Source organism: Colwellia sp. BRX10-4, assembly GCF_014077465.1.
Lineage (GTDB): Bacteria > Pseudomonadota > Gammaproteobacteria > Enterobacterales > Alteromonadaceae > Colwellia_A.
The window spans coordinates 43440-61362 of record NZ_JACGVZ010000010.1 but is presented as its reverse complement, the minus strand read 5'-3'; the positions used below and the strand labels follow the sequence as shown (position 1 = coordinate 61362).

Below are 17923 nucleotides of genomic sequence, written 5' to 3'. Positions count from 1 at the left end.
TAGACCCTGTAACAAAATCTATATAACTGCCTATCATTAATACCCATATAGGTTTTAGGATAGGCAGACTATGAATAAGAAAGAACTAGAAGTATTTGCTAAGCAAGCAGCCAAAGGTATTAAGTCCGAGCAAGACTTAACCGACTTTCGTAGAATATTAACAAAGATAACCGTTAAAGCCGCTTTAAATGCTGAGTTTGAAGAACATCTTGGTTATGCACTTCATGAGAAATCCACCACAAACAATAGCCGAAATGGCTACTCCTCGAAATCTACTCGCACGGAAGACGGTCAAGTTGAGCTTGAAACCCCACGCTATAGAGAAGGAAGTTTTGGACCCAAATTAGTCAAAAAGAACCAAACGCGATTTACGTCAATGGACGATAAAATCTTGTACCTGTATGCTAAAGGCATGACAACGAAGGAAATCGTTGATACGTTCAAAGAAATGTATGATGCTGACATTTCACCCACATTGATATCTCGTGTCACCAATGCCGTGATAGAGCAAGTCATTGAATGGCAAGCTAGACCATTAGATTCAGTCTATCCTATTGTTTATCTCGACTGTTTGGTTGTAAAAATCAGACAAGATAAACACGTTATCAATAAAGCTATTTATCTGGCTTTAGGCGTGAATATCGAAGGCCATAAAGAGCTGTTAGGTATGTGGATATCGGCAAATGAAGGGGCTAAGTTCTGGCTGAACGTATTAACAGAGCTTCAAAATAGAGGGGTAAATGACATCCTGATTGCTTGTGTTGATAGCCTGAAAGGTTTCCCTGAAGCAATTAATACTGTATTCCCTCAAACCCAAGTTCAACTCTGTATTGTTCATATGGTGCGTAATTCGATGAAGTATGTTCCCTTGAAAGATTACAAGGCTGTCACCGCTGATTTGAAGCAAATATATCAATCAGTAACAGAAGAAGAGGCACTACTTGAACTCGATAACTTCTGCTTACGTTGGGATGATAAATACCCACAAATCAGTCGTTCTTGACGAGCACATTGGTCAAACCTAAATACGTTATTCAAATACCCCCAAGACATTCGCAAAGCTATCTACACAACGAATGCGATAGAATCACTTAACAGTGTTATTCGAAAGGCGATAAAAAAACGTAAGTTATTTCCGTCTGATGATTCAGCGAGAAAAATGGTTTACCTTGCGATAGATGCAGCATCCAAGAAATGGACGATGCCGATAAGAAACTGGAAAACGGCCTTGAATCGATTTATGATTGAATTCGAAGACCGGTTAAAGGACTTTATTTAAAACGGGCAGTTACACAAAATCTGTTACAGGCTCCTATCTCAAGATAAACGACTTTTATTGCTGAATCATCAGACGGAAATAAATTTATTCGATATACAACACTGAGCCCATCGATATTTTATAGTCTAATAGAGCATATAAATTATTCCATATTAATACCCTGTCTGATTTCCAATCTGTGTTCGTAAAAGTTTAAATTTATGATAGCCTTTATTTTGTAATCGTTGTAATTCAAAATCTATCATTCCCATTGACTGCCTAGCTTTTATCGTTTGTGAACACTTAAACTCCCCTCCCTGAAATTTATTCATTTTAGAGACAGATTTGTAGCAAATCTTTGCGGGACATGTATAAGCGCAACCAGCGTTTGCAAATAACCTAATTCTACTTTTATCTTCAATACTATCAAGTAATAGATCATTATCATTCGAACTCATCGGCAAGACCACAGTGTTATATATTTCTAAGGCATCAGCAATTTTTTCTTTTGTCGTCAAATTTTTAATTACACTTGCCTCTATTTCATAAGAGGGATATTCAGCTCTGATCCACAAAGCTAAATCATCATTTGTACAAATAACTGAATTTAATGAATTATGATGCTTTTCAAGTATTTTAGATGCGTTTATAAACTCGTCTCGATCGACAAAATGATTAGTTAATGGAATTCTTAAACCAATGTTCATTTCATTTAAATTAACAACATCTCCATCTGTCAGTTCTTCTATTTGGAATGCTCTACCTCCATATAGTGATGAACGTTCCACAAAACCAAAAACACTCTCAATTTGTGGCAAAGGTACATCAGCAAAATTTGAGCTAATAAATTCCTTTATTGGCACTAATTTACTCTTACCTCGTGCTGAGATTGTATATGTACTAATTTTATTACTTGAAGGTTTTATTGTTTCTTCATTTGACATGATTGTTCCGTGATTAACTATATCTTTGTAATTGAGAGCACTGAGTACTCTAAAAAAGATCAATGTTTACGTGCATCTTAACTATCTTTATATTTACTAAAAAACAGTCATTCGATATGATTGAGTATTAAAAAATTCCAAGTATAGGAAATTACTTTTGAAGCCTAAACTATCTAAATTGCTATATCAAGCTAGCGAATCATTTAAAAAAAATCATTTTGAAGCGGCCTCGTTTACGGCAAAAGGAATACTAAATCTATTCCCAGAACAAATAGATGCCACAATAATCTTACTTAAAATAACAATAAAAAATCATGATTATTTACAAAGTGAAAAATTAATAAAAAACATCTTATTCCTCGATGAATACAATAAAGAAACGCTGCTAATAAAACTTCAAATACTCGAAATGAAAGAGCTTTTTTTTGAAGCAATCGACACTCTCGATGCACTTTTAGTTACAGAACCTCAAAACATTCAATTTCAGTATAAAAAAGGGCTAAACGCACTCAAATCAGGAAAAATATACCTTGCTGAAACCTTATTATTAAATTGTTATAATAACGGTTTTTATGATCCTTTTGTGAAATTAAATTTAGGCCATATATATAAAGCAAAAGGTAAATCAGATAAAGCGGCAGAGTTCTATCACGAATTTATTCAAGATTTCCCTCTGCACTCTGCTGTTGGTTACTGGAGTCTGGCTGATTTAAAAGATTACAAACTCAAATCCACTGACAAAGAAGCAATACAATCATTGATTCATTGTAAAACACTGTCATCTGGTAATAGATCATTATTATTATTTACACTGGGACGTATACATGAGCAGCAAGAACAATATGAAAAATCGTTCGAATCTATCCATCTCGCCAACCAATTAATGGCCAATTATCGTCCATTTCAAGCAGATTTATACTCACAGCTGATTAATGATTTTATCTCTAAATTTATAATACCACCTGAGATTCAAACACCAAACCAGGAGTTCACCCCAATATTTATTGTTGGTATGCCGAGGTCTGGTACAACATTAATTGAACAAATACTCGCAAGTCATACGGAAGTTGAGTCAACTGATGAATTACCTTATATTGAGCGTATAGGGCTTGAACTAGATATGATGGGAGGATATATTGAAAAATTGAAAAATATTACAAATGAACAAGCCCAGAAATTTGCTGAACAATACACTCAACAGGTAAAACAATACTTACCAACACTGGCGAAAATGGTTATCGATAAAAACCCAAATAACTTCGTCCATATAGGCCTGATTAAAACTTTATTTCCGCAAGCCAAAATTATTAATGTCGTCAGAAATCCTTTAGACAACGCATTAAGTGTTTATAAACAATTTTTTAGTAACGGTCATAATTATTCATACTCATTAAAAGGAATTGAACTTTACTGGAAAGGTTACTTATCATTAATGAACCATTGGGAAGCTGTATATCCCAAACAAATATATCAATTGAGCTACGAAAGGTTAGTTTCAGACACAGAAAATGAAATAAAGCGGTTATTAGATTATTGTCAAATAAGCTTTGAAAAACAGTGCCTAACTTTTTATGAATCTGATCGACTAGTATTAACTCCGAGTGTTAGCCAAGTTAAGCAACCTATTACTGCTCGTTCTATAGGTTCTTGGAAAAAATACCAGCCCTACATAACACAACATTTACCTGTATTCACTGAGCTAGAAGATAAAGTAAATCTTTTAGTTGGCAACCCATCTAAACTGGATTGAGTTTTATTTTGACTTCTAACATATTTAATCAACCGATCATTATTCTTTCAGCACCAAGGGCTGGAAGCACCCTATTATTTGAATTACTTGCACAAGCAAAAGACTTGTGGACTATTGGAGGAGAAAGCCATGCTGTTATTGAAGGAATTCCTCAATTTTGCCCCGGTTATCAGGATTCTATCTCCAATGTATTAACAGAAAATGATGGTGACGAATACTCTATATCTTTGTTAAAACAAAATTTCCAAAAGGCTTTGATAAATAGAAAAAAGCAATCCTATTCTTTACAGGCTGATGGCGTTATTCGATTTTTAGAGAAGACACCAAAAAACTCCTTACGTATACGTTTCTTAAATAAAGTATTTCCAGATGCGAAATTCATCTATTTAGTAAGAGATCCAAAAGAGAATATAAGCAGTATTCTTGATGCTTGGAATTCAAAAAGCTTCATTACCTATCCAAACTTACCGGAGTTTAAAGACCGTTGGTCTCTCATTCTTCTGCCAAACTGGCCAGATCTAAAAAATAAAAGCAATGCAGAAATTGCAACATGGCAGTGGAAAGTATGCAACGAAACTATTTTAAATGAATTAAAAGAAATACCAAACGAAAGATGGCAAGTGGTGAACTATCAGGACTTAATATTAAATCCTGATAAAGTTATAACAAAAACATGTGAGTTTATTGGTGTAGAGAAAGATCAATATCTTACCGATATAACCAACAATAAATTGCCTTTATCTGAGTTTACACTAACCAAACCCCAAAATAATAAGTGGCATAAAAACGCTGATTTATTATTTCCTCAGATGAGTAAATTAACTTGTCTTATAACAAATATTAATAAGGAGCTTTTCTTATCGAATGCAAAAGAAATTAACAATGTAATCGATAAAAAACACCTTAAATATATTAGTAATTAACTGTGATAGTGTCATTAATAACTTCACTTCAAAAAACTGTCAGATGAGTATAATATGAACTAACTTGAAAAATCATGTCAGATTGGATGATACGTTGCAGTGAATTACATTAGCCCAGCAAGATAAAAAGTGCCGTGGATGAAAAAACATTATAAATATTACTTGTGAGAAATTATTTGAGCTCAAATAATTTAGCTCAAATCTGCGCTGATAAGCTACCCTAAAAATAGGGCAACAATCAGCTTAGGTCTTAGCTAGTAGAGCGCATTAAGGCATACTAGTTTAAATGCTTCGCCAGAATTTTTTCCATTTTGGTGTAAAGCTCAATTTTATTTTCTTCCTTACGGAACCCATGACCTTCATTTTTCTTCATGATCCATTCATCATCTGATAATTTAACACCTAAAGATTCCAACTCGTCTCTAAGATCTGTAGCATGCTGTTTTACCACTCGAGGATCTCTAGCACCTTGTACAATCATTAAAGGTACTTTAATTTTATCAACATGGGCTAAAGGTGACATTCTAGCCATTAATGCTTTATCATCAGGATCACCAATTTGAATTTTCATTAACTCTCTAGCTGACTCCCAATGTTTTGGCATTGAAGTGAATAATAGCCCCACATCTGTAACACCAACATAATTAATACCACATGTGTATAAATCTGGTGTAAAAGTTAATCCCGCCATGGTGGCATAACCGCCATAACTTGCGCCATAAATACACACGTTATCAGCATCAGTAATACCTTCCTTAACAAGATGTTCTACAGCATCTGTTAAATCATTTTGCATTTCTGCGCCCCACTTACCGCCATAACCAGCCTGTTCAAATTTACGACCATAGCCGCCAGAGCCTCTAAAGTTAACTTGAACGGTAGCATATCCCCGACTAGCGAAAAATTGGTGTTCAGGATTATATCCCCACACATCTCTAATTCCAAATGGGCCACCATGAGGATTAACAATCAGAGGTAATTTTCCCCCATCACTATCTTTAGGAATAGTAATATAGGCATGAATAGTCAAGCCATCTCTACTTGTAAACTGAATGGGTTTCATCGGTGACATATCAGTAGGCTTTAACCAAGCCATTCTTGAGACTAAAAAATGAACACTACCTGTTTTTCGATTATATAAATAATAACTGCCAGGGTCTTGATCATCATTAACCAATAAAACATTTAAGTTCTCATCTTTTGATTGACTAGTTATATTAACCTGTTTATTAGGAAAAGCACTATGCAACCCCTTCATTATTTTATCTGTAGCTTTGTCTAAATAAATAGACTCAGGGTATTCATAAGTAAAATAACGCCTAGCAATTTTTTCTGATGACGAGACATTATTAACCCTGTTACATCAACTTCATCATGACCAAAAACCATTTCACCAAGCTTATTTTTTTCTGGTGAGTATTTATATATAGCAGCTCTATCACGACCTATATTTGAAGAAACAAATAAGGTTTTATCATCAAAATCAAAACTAATTGGGGAAAAACCTTCATCTAAAGGGTTAAACTCTTGTAAAACTTTAAACTCCTTAACCCCTTGCTCCTTATAAAGAAACTTACCTTCAAGCCCATTAAGTGTGGTTGATCCTCCTACATAACCAGCATTATCAAGTAACCATCTTTGTACATTACCTAGATTTTTCGCAACAAGTTTCATCTTGTTGTTTTTATTACGTTTAGTATTCCAACGACTACTTAGAGGGAGCTTATATAAGTCTGCGGCTTTAATTTTACGGCCATTATATTGAACAATTATATTATCTGGATCTTCAGGTAAAGTATGCACAACGGTAGCCGAACTAATGCCTGATATCCCAACCGTTGAACCTACTAACAACACAATTTTAGATTTATTTTTCGAAATATCAATTTTATATAAACTAAAAGATTCATTACCATCACTGTCCATTGTGAAGACAATATCCTTGTCATTAGCCTAGAAAACATCGGCTATATCTTGATTATTCAATGAAGTAACAGCACAGATATTTTTAAGCCCTTTAGTTTCCATAATAATAATATTCTTACGATTCCCCACAGCAGACAATACAGCAATATGTTTACCATTTGGTGATAACTGCAAGGCTGTAAACTCATGATTTTCAAGGGGATTTTCTACGCTAATATCAGTACTTTAGCCCAAGAAGCTTGTGTAAATAACATCGAATATATAAACACTCCTAGTTTTATCCATGTTTTCATTTTTATTCCTTTTATATGTTTTTAGTTTTGAAATCGTGTAATAATTCATTAATTGTTAAAATATTCAGAAGCTTGTTAACAAAAATTTGCACTACCTTGTATATAAACTGACACAATTTTATCATCTAAAGTTAAATATTTTACTTCATCTAAGATTATATTATTAAGTAATAACTGCTCTTTAATCGTTACTAATTTTTTATCTGTTAAAGCAGCATTAATTTGAGCCTGAATACGCTTTAGGTAATTTTTATAGTTACGCTCTAAGGTATTATAATCATCCATTGTTGGTAGTAACTGAATATTATTCTTTAACAAAGGAAGTATTGCTTCAAGTAAACCACTTTTGGAAATTCCACCGTTGGTTTTATTATTAATATTTACAAATTCATCAATGAGTAGCTTACTCTCCTTATTTTTATCGATTTGTCGTGCTGTATTGCTATTTGAAAAAAGATCTACGATTATGCTTTGTATTTTACTTGTTTCCAACCAAAGTATTAGCGCATTAGATATATCAACAGAATCTTTTATAATTTGACTATCAATATAATGGCAATTTAATACAAACCGCCCCTTATGGCTTAGTACTCTAGATAATTCATTAATTGTTTGTATCGTTTCTGAATATTCAAAACCAAAATTAGAAACAATAAAATCAAAAGTATTTTTATTAAAGGGAAGTGATTCGTTATTAACTTTGGGAAATAATTGGAGAGTTATATTAGCACTTGAAGACTGAACATTAATATCACACATATCAGAAAGAGATAATTGAATTTTTTTATCTGTATTTCTATAATCTTCTACTAATAAGTTAGTTAAATAGCCTCCACCACAAGCTAAATCAAGAACCGCACAAGAGTTCTCTTTAATATTTAACCTAAACGCTTCAGACCATTCCTTTAATAATAGTCTGTTTAATTTTGGCGCATCCGGAAAGCAAGACACATTACCTTGACTCCAGTAATCATCCCATTCGTTCATTTTAAGTCTTCCTGTTATTAGTTTTAAAATAAAAAAAGGAGCTTAAAAGCTCCTTTTTGTTAATGTACTATTAATTTCTAAAAGCTAATTGTGTAACCAGCGAATAATTCACGACCAATATGACCGGCATTATAAAGCGTATCATTTACCCATATACCATCATCATCACGAACAATTTCCTTGTCTAACAAGTTTCTTGCACCAATAGTTGCAACACCATAGTTACCTAGATCATATTTCACATTTAAATTATGTGTCACATAGCTTGTATTATGATTTGAATATTCTTGGTAGAAATCCGCAGGATTACCAGTATCAGTATTTAATACTGAATCTTCAGCTGTCGAAGCAATTGCATCTATGGTCCAGCTAATTGATAAATCGTCAATACTGTAGTTAACAGTAAATTGTGAACGCCATTTAGGAGTGCCTGGACCACCGATTTGATTTTGCTTAGGACCCGAGAAGTAAACATCTCCACCTGATTCAATTAAATAAGTTGTTGCAGATGTAAATCTTAATTCACCCATTCCTGTTTCAAGTAAATAGCCAAATTCTAAATCTAATCCATTACGAGTCATTATTGCGCCATTTTCAGAGCGAGTAACAACATTTTCACTAACGCCACCGTCAGCATCACGAACTAAAGAAACACCAGGGTATTTACCCATCAACTCATCTAGTATACCGCCATATTCAGCATTGATTAATGACTGAACAGTAATGTTTGAAATTACATTGGTAACTTCTAAATCAAAGTAATCTACCTTAACTGATAAATTTTCAATACCTGAGTAAACAAAACCAGCATTTATGTAAGTTGACTCTTCTGGACCTAAGTTTGAATTACTTTCAACTAAATTATCAAACTGACGTGCCTTACAATCTGCTGAAGCAATGCCCTGTGACTCACAAGCGACATAATCTGTTGCACTTGTTGCTGAGAAGGCTGTTTGAGCTAACAATTCATCTAAAGATGGAGCACGAAAACCATTACTGTATGAAGCTCTAATTAATAGATCATCCATAGGACGGTATTCAAGCTTAACACTTGGTGTTCCTTGGCTACCAAAATCACTATAATCATCATAACGATATGCTGCACTCACGAGTAACTCGTCTGTTATTGGTAAAGCTACTTCATAAAAAACTGCAGTTGTATCTCGTAAACCTTCAGCTGAATTACCCGCACTACCACCAATTAATCCTGCTTCAGACTGTTTATCATATTGAGAATTGAATTTTTGTTCAAAATACTCAACGCCAGCATAATGCATAATGTTACCGCCAGGTAATTCACCTAAATCAAAACCAGCACCAAAGAAATATTGCTCAAAATTATTTTGGTTTTCAGTGTAAACGGTAGCACTCATATTAGCTATGCCTGCATCTGAACCTAAACTAATATCATTTGCAGCATTGTATGCAAGACCAGAGTAACTTAAGTAAGAACGACCCACTTCACGGTAATCTAGCATAGCTTTGTGATAAGAAAATTCCCATTCCAAAGAATCACCAAGAGCGCCAGTCAAACCAATCATATAATCTTGTTGATAATCAGTTACGTTGCCGTCACGAGTACCAATTTGATGCCAACGGAAATAACCAGCTGTTTCTTCAGCATAAGGGTTATCTACAGAGTTAGCTGGGATGTTGCTCCAGTAAGCTGCTGGTGGAGCATAACGACCAAATGAATCGTTACGACTAAACATAGCTCGAGCGTACATCTCGATATCATCTGTTATTTCATATGATACTGATGTTAAAATAGAGTCACGCTTTGTAGATGCTGAGTTGGCAGATACATTTGAATAAGCAAAACCACAAACTTCACCGCCGCCAACGCCACCTAGTAATGAGCCTTGATCTAAAGATCCAACAAAACCAGGAACCGTTGCAGCTAAGTTATCACAGTTAGCAGACGCTTCTAGACCACCTGTAGTCGGGTTAACAATTGTAGCTCCATAATAACTAATACCAACAGTTTCATCATAAACTGAAACTAGGCCATCGCCATTTAGATCTGAAAAGCTAGCAGCAGTGTAATCACGATCTTTATCGAAGATTGCACCTTGCTCTTGGTGGTCATAAACAAAAGTAATATTACCCTTATCTGAACTAACACCACTAGTTAATGAGAAAGATTTAGTATCAGAACCTTCTTGGTCAGGACGTCCGATTTGAAAGCTCGCAGACACGCCTTCATAATCTTTTTTCAAAATGATATTAACTACACCAGCAATAGCATCTGAACCATAAGTAGCAGAAGCGCCATCTTTCAAAATTTCAATTCGTTCAACTGCAGCCATAGGAATGCTGCTTAAGTTAGCTGAAGCACCACCCAAGCTAGGAGAACCAGCCATACGTTTGCCATCTAATAATACTAATGTACGACCAGAACCAGCACCTAACAAACTAATTGTTGATTGTGATTGCTGACTACTACCAGAAGAAGGTACAAATGAACCAAAGCTATTTGAAGTAACGCTACGAAGAGCATCAGCAACTGAAATACGGCCTTGTAATTCAAATTCTGCAGCTGTAATTACAGTAATAGGACTTGCAGTTTCTAAATCAGTACGTTTGATACGTGAACCTGTTACTTCAATTCTTTCTACTTCTTCTACGACTGTTTCTGCAGCAAAAGTTATTGGTGATGTAGCTAAACACCCGCCTACTGCCATTGCAGCTAGCGAAAGTTTAAAGTTTCGTTTTAGATTAGAATTTTTCATGTTAGTGTTTCTCTCTGGAATTATAGTTTAAATATTTATTATTTTAAGTTTTTTGAATATTTCAACAAATTGTTACATTAGGTAACAATATCTATTAATTTTGCCTGAATATAGAAATATTACAACCCCTATTACAAAAATGTTTTTGAACTTTTTTCTTAGTACCTAACCAACTGTTAACCAATGAAATAATCAATCTATTAAACAAACTGCATCCAAATATGTATCGATTTATAGACGCTACAAACAAACATCTTGCAATAACCATTGCAGAAGAAAGAGGTAAGCCTCTTTGGGAATCCCGTACAGAAGTTGGCGCTATGATGGGTAAAGTAGCGATTTCTGTCAAAGCAAACAATGAGCGAACAGGTACTGTTGAAAACCCAATGCCTGGCGCAAAAGCAATGATACGTCATAAGCCCCATGGTTTTGTTGACATTTTTGGTCCTTACAACTTCCCTGGTCATTTACCTAACGGTCATATTGTTCCTGCATTAATAGCGGGTAACACGGTTGTATTTAAAGCATCGCTAATGACTGAAAGAGATCAACCCTTACTCTTTATTCTCTTCTATTTATAGATAATCGTTTCATTTAACGCCCTCTAATTTTTAATGTCTGGTATTTTCTCTTATATAAATACAGCAATCGTTATAGTTCAGTGAACAATAAATATCGCTTGTTAAATATTAACCATAAAAAAACCCGCTAAGTAGCGGGTTTTTTAACAACTAAATTATTGTTTAAACAATTGTTTAGAAGCGGATTGAAGCGCTTAAACGAACATAACGTGGAGTCTGCCAGTTCTGTGCTAAGCCGTAAGTTGGGCTAACAAAGTAGTTACCTGAACCGTCTTCATTGAAATCAGTTCTAGATTCATCATCATAAATCTCGTCAAATTCAGATGCTGTATCATTGTTAAATACGTTGAAAACATCTGCACGAAGATTTAAGTCAAAGTCTTCAAATTCAATGTCGTAACTAGCCGTTAAATCAAGGTTCCAAAGAGAATTTGTTGTACCTTCTGAACCACGTTTAGCTAATTGACCGCCTTTGTAGAAAGACTCTGAACCATATGCCTGAGCAAATATATCAGTTGGGTGAATACCAAATGCACTTCTTGGCTTACCTGCTTGCCATGAGAAGTTTGCGCCAATATTCAAGTCATCAGTAACTTGGTAAGAACCAAATACTTTAACTGAATGACGACGGTCATTTGGTAAGTTACCATCACCACCATCTAATAAACCAGGTTGGTCAAAGTTAGTTGTTAAACCAGCGTCATCTTGACCGTTGTCTGAACGAACTAAACCTTCGTTGTTACCCCAGCTATGAGACCAAGTGTAAGTACCAGTTAACATCCATTTGCCATCCCACTCTTTGTTAACAGTTACGTCAACAGCAGCATATTTACGGATAGCTTCAGGGTAGTTTAAGTCAGATGCAGGAATAGTGTATTCTTGATTAGCTAAAGGACCATTGAAGTAATCACCATTTGCATCTTTCTGATTATCATCAGGGTCAGTCGTTACAGTAATATCTGTACCTGGGTTAGTTAATACATAGTAATGGAAACCTGTACATTCAGTACAAGCTGAACCGAATTCGCGATTAACATATTCATTAAAACCAAAATCGATTGCAACATCTTCAATAGTTGTTGCTAGCTCACGGTAAGTACCTTGAACTGCCATGCTCCATTCGTCATTTAACTGGAACTGGTAACCGGCAATGAATTCATCTGAATACATAGGGTCGATGCTTGAATCAACGATTGCGCCTGCTTCTGGAACATCACCGTTTGAGAATACATCTCTAGGACGACCATCGTAAGTACCACCAGTTAGATTAGGAACTTCTAACCCGTCGCTGCTCATACCGTCGTAGTTGTAGTAATCTTGAGTATAAGTTTCAGCACCGGCTAAACGAATGTTAGTGTTAGCAGCGATTGGAAGATAGTAACGACCGTAGCTTGCCCATATTTTAGACTCGCCATCGCCCATAACATCGTATACTGCGCCTAAACGTAATGCCCATTGGTTTTCAAGTTTAATGAAAGATTCACCAATACCATTCTTGTTTTCAAATGAATCGTTACGAATACCAGCATTAATAACTAGATCGTCTGTAGCTTGCCATTGATCTTGAATGTAGTATGCAAAGTTTTCTGATTCAAAAGAACCACCGCTGCTGTATGTACGGTGACGTACATAGTCAATCGTAGTATCATCTTCACCGATTACGTATAAGTAGTAAGCGCCACCAGAGTTAATTGTTTGTTGGTTTGCTGTTAGTGATTCTTTATCAACACCAAAACGTATTTCATGATCACCTAAGTACCAATCAGCATCGATACGAACAACTTGACGCTGATCATCACCTTCACCAATGCTAAAGTTAGCAAAGTTACCACCAGGAACAAACGCTCCTGTTCTAGTAAAGTTACGGTAAATAGCTGGGTTAGCATCTAAAACACTACCAGCTGTACGGTCTGTTTCATTGATACCGTATTGAACTGATACTGAAAAATCGTCAGTAATAATAGACGTTAATTTAGCTGTGTAGTTCAAACCACCATTGTCTTCAAAACTTTCTTTTGGTTCAGCACCAGTAGAACCAATATAATCAGTTCTCAATGTAGTTGTAGTGCTCTGATCAGAGAAAGCTGAGATTTCAAGGATATTGTTTTCAGTAATATACCAATCTACTTTTGCACCCCAAAAAGAATCATCATCTTTTTCTGAGTATAAACTTTGTGCAATACCATCTGGAGTAGAAGCTTGTCCACCGTTGTATTCAAATTCATCGCTACGCGGGCTGTATAGTGCGTAATAGAAAAGAGTATCTTCGATGATAGCGCCACTTGCCCATAAGTTAACTTCGTAGAAGTCATTCTCATCGCCGGTATTATCAATACGTAAAGTACCGTCATCACGTTTTTGTGATTGCTTATCTTCTCTTAAAGCATCTGGTTCGTAGTAAACATTCACGCCAGATTTAAATTCGTTTGAACCACTCTTAGTTTTTGCGTTAATTACGCCACCAGTAGCACGACCAAATTCAGCCGAGTAACCACCAGTTTTAACTTCAAATGTATCATACATTTCAAATGGTGGTTGACTAGAACCAACACCTGTACGGAAGTTAGTAATGTTAAGACCATTCACGTAGTAAGCATTTTCAGCTACAGATGCACCACCAATAGATGGGTTGTTACCAAAAGCAGAATCACCTTTAGTTGTACCCGGTGCTAATAAAGCAACACCAGTGAAATCACGTGCAACAGGTACTCTATCAAGAGTTAAAGTATCAACAACGATACCTGTGCTTGAACTTGTGATATCAACCATAGCAATAGCTGAACCAGTAACTTCAATACGCTCAATATCATCAGCAGCTAGAGTCATGTTAAGGCTAACTTTACCGCCCATACCAACTTTAACATCTTTTTGAGCTGTGATTTGGAAGCCATCTTTCATTGCTGTAATGTCATACATTCCAGGAGGAAGAAGCGGGAAGCGGAAAGAACCTTCGCTATCAGAAACAACAGAGCGAGTTAAACCAGTTTCTTTGTTAACAATTTTAATTGTAACTGAACCAAGAACTTGACCACCTTGGCTAATAGAACTACCAGTAATATAACCTGTTGTGTTATTTGCCATTGCAGGCATTGCTGCACTCAATGACATCGCTACTGCTACAGCAGTAATTGATTGTTTAAAGCTACGCTTTAAATTAGAATTTTTCATATTAGTATTTCTCTCTAGACTTATAGTTTAAATATTTATTGTTTTAAATTCTTTGAATACTTCAACAAATTGTTAAATTAAGTAACAATATCCATTAATTCTGCCTGAATATAGAAATATTACAACCCCTATTACAAAAATGTTTTTGAACTTTTTTATTAGTACCTAACCAACTGTTAACCAATAAAATAGTCTATCTATTAAACAAATTGCATCCAAATATATATCGATTTGTAGACGATATAAACAAAAAAAAAGCCTTTTAGTAACTTTTTTGTAAAAATATTTTATACAAAATGTCTGTATTAATTGAAGTATTTCAAATATCAGCTATAAATCACTTCAGGGAGCCGCAATGAGTTCTGCTTTATATAATACAAATCGATTTAACTGCAACTCTTTGACTGAGCGAATCAAAAAGATAACTATTCACCTCTCCCAAAAATAATGCCAATGTTTGAATTATCCCCCTTATTTACATGACCCGTTAAAAATTAAGGGGGACTTCCGTTAATGTTTAGTCAACGTGTTGAGGATAAAAATAATCCTCTATTTCGGTGAGTAAGCAGCCAAAATTTGACGCGACGACAGTTAACGCATGAAATTAAATTAATTGATAACTGAGATATCTAGATATATAAAACGTTATCTGTAGAGACACCCCCGACTAGCACTATAGTTAACACCTGACATTTATATAAATATTTATTTGTTCGTGCAGTAATGTTTGCAACAACATATCTTTTTTAAAAAAACTAATTAACAGACATATTTCAATCTAAATTTTTTTTATAAATAACGAAAAAATAGCAGTGACCAACCTTGATCAAACGCCTATATAAGAGGTATGGTATGTTTTTTTATAAAGGTTACATTTTTAATGGTTACTGATACTGAAGGTTACATCCATATTATCGAATACTTGACTGAGCATTTCAGTTTATTTGAAAATTCTCCACCTGTAAGTGCTGATTCAGATACTGTTATGACCGTTATTGAACAAGAATTAAGTGAACAAATCATTAGTATTTGCAGCCAGAACGAAGCATTGTCTTTTAATCAGCGCAATACTATTATTCGAGAAGTTGATGCTATTGTTTATGATTTAGAAGAGATTCTCTCTGGCGTTATTAACAATAAAGCCACTAACGAGCAAAAAAAGTTCATTAAAGAGTTTGCCTTATTGATTAAGAATTTATTTGATAGCGAAATTCATAGTCAGTTTTTATCTTAAGGCGTTGAACGCATTATTTCGAGCAAGAGTATTTACCCACAAAAACCTGATCACGACCTGAGTCTTTCGCTTGATATAATGCTCGGTCAGCGCGGGTAAAGAAATCATCAAAGTTATCATCTTCAAATCTTATACAAGTAACGCCGATACTGACGGTTACTTTAATTTCGCCCTGCCACTCACCCTTTATAATTAAATTACTTTGATTAAGTCGAATACGCTCTGCGACTAACTTTGCTGATTGCAATGTAGTTTCAGGGAGTAATATTGAAAATTCTTCACCGCCAATGCGGGCTAAAATATCTTCTTGTCGAAGACAAGGAAGTAAACATTGAGCCACTGACATTAGCACCTTATCGCCTACCGGATGGCCATAGCTATCATTGATATTTTTAAAGTGATCAATATCAATGGCAATCAAGGATAGAATACGAAGGTGTCTTTTAGCACGGTGAAACTCTCGTTCAGCATGTTCAATAAAATAGCGGCGGTTATACAGCTTAGTTAATGAATCGGTATTTGCTTGTTTTCTAAATTCTTCTTTTAACGCATACAATTCACTGACGTCGGTAGAAAATCCAATTAACGTTGGAAGTTCACCTTGGTGTTGATAAGGAATTTTTGTACTAATATAGTAGCGAACATTACCTTGTTCATCGACTGAGTTTTCTTCTATGGTTTGTTTTTCGCCCGTATCAAAAACTTTTTGATCAGATTGGTTAAAATGCTCAGCAACATCAAGGGGTAAAACCTCAGTGTCTTTCTTACCAATAATATTCTCTGCTGGCGTACCAAATAATTCAGCAACTTTACTGTTTACATATTTAAATGTTCGCTCATTATCTTTCATGTAAATATAAGCATCTACATTATCGAGTACTGTATGAAGTAATTTTTTCTGTGCTTTAACTATCTTTTGGAGCTTTTTTTCTGCTGTTATATCTGTTGATACACCACAAATACCGATGACATTGTTAGCATCATCGAACAAGGGTTTTTTAACCGTTTTATATATCCGAGTTTCTTGTAGGGATTTGATGAAGTTTGTTTCTTCATTTTCTACGGTTATGGCCTCTTTAATAACCTTTCCATCATTTTCTTTTAGTTGCTGAGATAACGCTAAATCAAAGAAATGACTATCATCAAAGCCAATGATATCTGTTGAGTTAATATTAAATAAATCCAATACAGCTTGGTTTACATAGGTATAGCAACCATGAATATCTTTAGTGAATATACAAGTGCCAACGTTATCTAACACTTCTGCTAACATATTTACGTCTACAGATAAATTATCCTTTGACGGAGAAGTAACGGGTAATGGTTGCTTTTTACTCACTAATAAACCTTATCTGTTGATGATATTACAGAAAGTTTAATTGTAGTAGAAAATTGACAATAGGCATTATGCTTGCGACATAATCCTTATTTAGCCAATATTTGTTCAGTGGATGAACTTGCATAGTACAAAGACAGGAGACACACAGCAGGATTAAGCGCTAAAGTTATCTTGATATAACCCAAGAGAAAATGACTTTCTATTGGGTTATTAAATCATAGGTGTTGGTAAGCTATGATTTTAAATTAGTAAGCGCCGGCCGCATAGGTTAATTCATAGCTGTGGCTGTATATTTCTAAAATATTACCAAAAGGGTCTTCCATGTAAATCATACGATAGGGCTTTTCACCAGGATAGTAATAACGTGGCTCTGCCATACGCTTTTTACCACCCGCTTCGACAATTTTTTCCACCAGTTCTTCAAGATTAGGATCTTGCACACAAAAATGAAACACACCTGTTTTCCAGTATTCAAAGTTGTCTTCTGGATTTTCTTGATTAGCAAATTCGAATAGCTCAACGCCAATGCGGTCGCCTGTCGACATGTGAGCTATTTTAAATTTACCCCAATTAGCGCCAAACACGTCGGTACACATAGCGCCAATAGGGCTATCATCTTCAATGATTTCTGTCGGTTTCATTATTTCATACCAACCTAAAACACCAGTATAAAATTCAACAGCAGCCTCTAAATTAGGGACTGAAATACCGATATGGGAAAAAGTTCTTGGATATGCTTTACTCATTTTTATTACCTTGTTAAATTTGATAGACAAAGTATAGTGAAC

At 35.0% G+C, this 17923-nt stretch carries 12 protein-coding genes and 2 pseudogenes; 5 read left to right on the top strand and 9 right to left on the bottom strand.

Features of this window, described 5'->3' with window-relative positions; genetic code table 11:
• The first annotated feature begins 70 nt into the window (after positions 1–70).
• Positions 71–1279: pseudogene (locus H4J67_RS09970) on the top strand (IS256 family transposase).
• Between the two features lie 152 nt (positions 1280–1431).
• Here H4J67_RS09970 and H4J67_RS09965 read toward each other — a convergent pair.
• Complete coding sequence (locus H4J67_RS09965; protein ID WP_182169176.1) at positions 1432–2202, bottom strand: hypothetical protein; 771 nt, start codon at positions 2200–2202, stop codon at positions 1432–1434.
• A gap of 157 nt (positions 2203–2359) precedes the next feature.
• Here H4J67_RS09965 and H4J67_RS09960 point away from each other — a divergent pair, with 157 nt between their 5' ends.
• Entirely contained in the window at positions 2360–3952 is a 1593-nt protein-coding gene (locus H4J67_RS09960) for a sulfotransferase (RefSeq protein ID WP_182203606.1), read from the top strand.
• An 8-nt stretch (positions 3953–3960) separates the two neighbouring features.
• Entirely contained in the window at positions 3961–4875 is a 915-nt protein-coding gene (locus H4J67_RS09955; protein WP_182169172.1) for a sulfotransferase, read from the top strand.
• 277 nt (positions 4876–5152) lie between these two features.
• Here H4J67_RS09955 and H4J67_RS09950 read toward each other — a convergent pair whose 3' ends face one another.
• The 5 genes from H4J67_RS09950 to H4J67_RS09930 all read right to left on the bottom strand — a co-directional run bounded on the left by H4J67_RS09950 (position 5153) and on the right by H4J67_RS09930 (position 10813).
• On the bottom strand, positions 5153–6133 hold the full coding sequence (locus tag H4J67_RS09950) for a S9 family peptidase (RefSeq protein ID WP_182203604.1): 981 nt from the start codon (positions 6131–6133) through the stop codon (positions 5153–5155).
• Positions 6134–6153: 20 nt separating this feature from the next.
• Positions 6154–6801, bottom strand: coding sequence for a hypothetical protein (locus H4J67_RS09945; protein ID WP_182203602.1), 648 nt, complete (start codon positions 6799–6801; stop codon positions 6154–6156).
• A 27-nt stretch (positions 6802–6828) separates the two neighbouring features.
• Positions 6829–6975: a hypothetical protein gene (locus H4J67_RS09940; RefSeq protein ID WP_182203600.1), complete on the bottom strand. Its 147-nt coding sequence runs from the start codon at positions 6973–6975 to the stop codon at positions 6829–6831.
• A gap of 194 nt (positions 6976–7169) precedes the next feature.
• Positions 7170–8081: a class I SAM-dependent methyltransferase gene (locus H4J67_RS09935; RefSeq protein WP_182169166.1), complete on the bottom strand. Its 912-nt coding sequence runs from the start codon at positions 8079–8081 to the stop codon at positions 7170–7172.
• A 77-nt stretch (positions 8082–8158) separates the two neighbouring features.
• Positions 8159–10813, bottom strand: a complete 2655-nt coding sequence (locus H4J67_RS09930) for a TonB-dependent receptor domain-containing protein (protein ID WP_182169164.1) — start codon at positions 10811–10813, stop codon at positions 8159–8161.
• Positions 10814–11046: 233 nt separating this feature from the next.
• On the opposite strand from H4J67_RS09930, the pseudogene H4J67_RS09925 reads away from it, so the two are divergent.
• Positions 11047–11352 (top strand): annotated as a pseudogene (locus H4J67_RS09925) (aldehyde dehydrogenase family protein); the annotation flags it as partial.
• A gap of 216 nt (positions 11353–11568) precedes the next feature.
• On the opposite strand, the gene H4J67_RS09920 reads toward H4J67_RS09925, so the two are convergent.
• Positions 11569–14562, bottom strand: coding sequence for a TonB-dependent receptor (locus H4J67_RS09920; protein WP_182169162.1), 2994 nt, complete (start codon positions 14560–14562; stop codon positions 11569–11571).
• A gap of 880 nt (positions 14563–15442) precedes the next feature.
• Here H4J67_RS09920 and H4J67_RS09915 point away from each other — a divergent pair.
• Positions 15443–15796, top strand: coding sequence for a DUF3802 family protein (locus H4J67_RS09915; RefSeq protein WP_182203598.1), 354 nt, complete (start codon positions 15443–15445; stop codon positions 15794–15796).
• Between the two features lie 13 nt (positions 15797–15809).
• Here H4J67_RS09915 and H4J67_RS09910 read toward each other — a convergent pair whose 3' ends face one another.
• Both H4J67_RS09910 and H4J67_RS09905 read right to left on the bottom strand, forming a co-directional pair.
• A complete protein-coding gene (locus H4J67_RS09910; RefSeq protein ID WP_310740568.1) occupies positions 15810–17135 on the bottom strand; it encodes a GGDEF domain-containing protein in 1326 nt (441 codons plus the stop codon).
• Between the two features lie 245 nt (positions 17136–17380).
• Positions 17381–17881: a lactoylglutathione lyase family protein gene (locus H4J67_RS09905; RefSeq protein WP_070375692.1), complete on the bottom strand. Its 501-nt coding sequence runs from the start codon at positions 17879–17881 to the stop codon at positions 17381–17383.
• Positions 17882–17923 lie beyond the last annotated feature (42 nt).

Coding starts and splice junctions, on each gene's coding strand:
- H4J67_RS09965 (WP_182169176.1), bottom strand. CDS start 2,202: ATGTCAAATGAAGAAACAATAAAACCTTCAAGTAATAAAATTAGTACA.
- H4J67_RS09950 (WP_182203604.1), bottom strand. CDS start 6,133: ATGAAGGGGTTGCATAGTGCTTTTCCTAATAAACAGGTTAATATAACT.
- H4J67_RS09945 (WP_182203602.1), bottom strand. CDS start 6,801: ATGGACAGTGATGGTAATGAATCTTTTAGTTTATATAAAATTGATATT.
- H4J67_RS09935 (WP_182169166.1), bottom strand. CDS start 8,081: ATGAACGAATGGGATGATTACTGGAGTCAAGGTAATGTGTCTTGCTTT.
- H4J67_RS09930 (WP_182169164.1), bottom strand. CDS start 10,813: ATGAAAAATTCTAATCTAAAACGAAACTTTAAACTTTCGCTAGCTGCA.
- H4J67_RS09920 (WP_182169162.1), bottom strand. CDS start 14,562: ATGAAAAATTCTAATTTAAAGCGTAGCTTTAAACAATCAATTACTGCT.
- H4J67_RS09915 (WP_182203598.1), top strand. CDS start 15,443: ATGGTTACTGATACTGAAGGTTACATCCATATTATCGAATACTTGACT.
- H4J67_RS09905 (WP_070375692.1), bottom strand. CDS start 17,881: ATGAGTAAAGCATATCCAAGAACTTTTTCCCATATCGGTATTTCAGTC.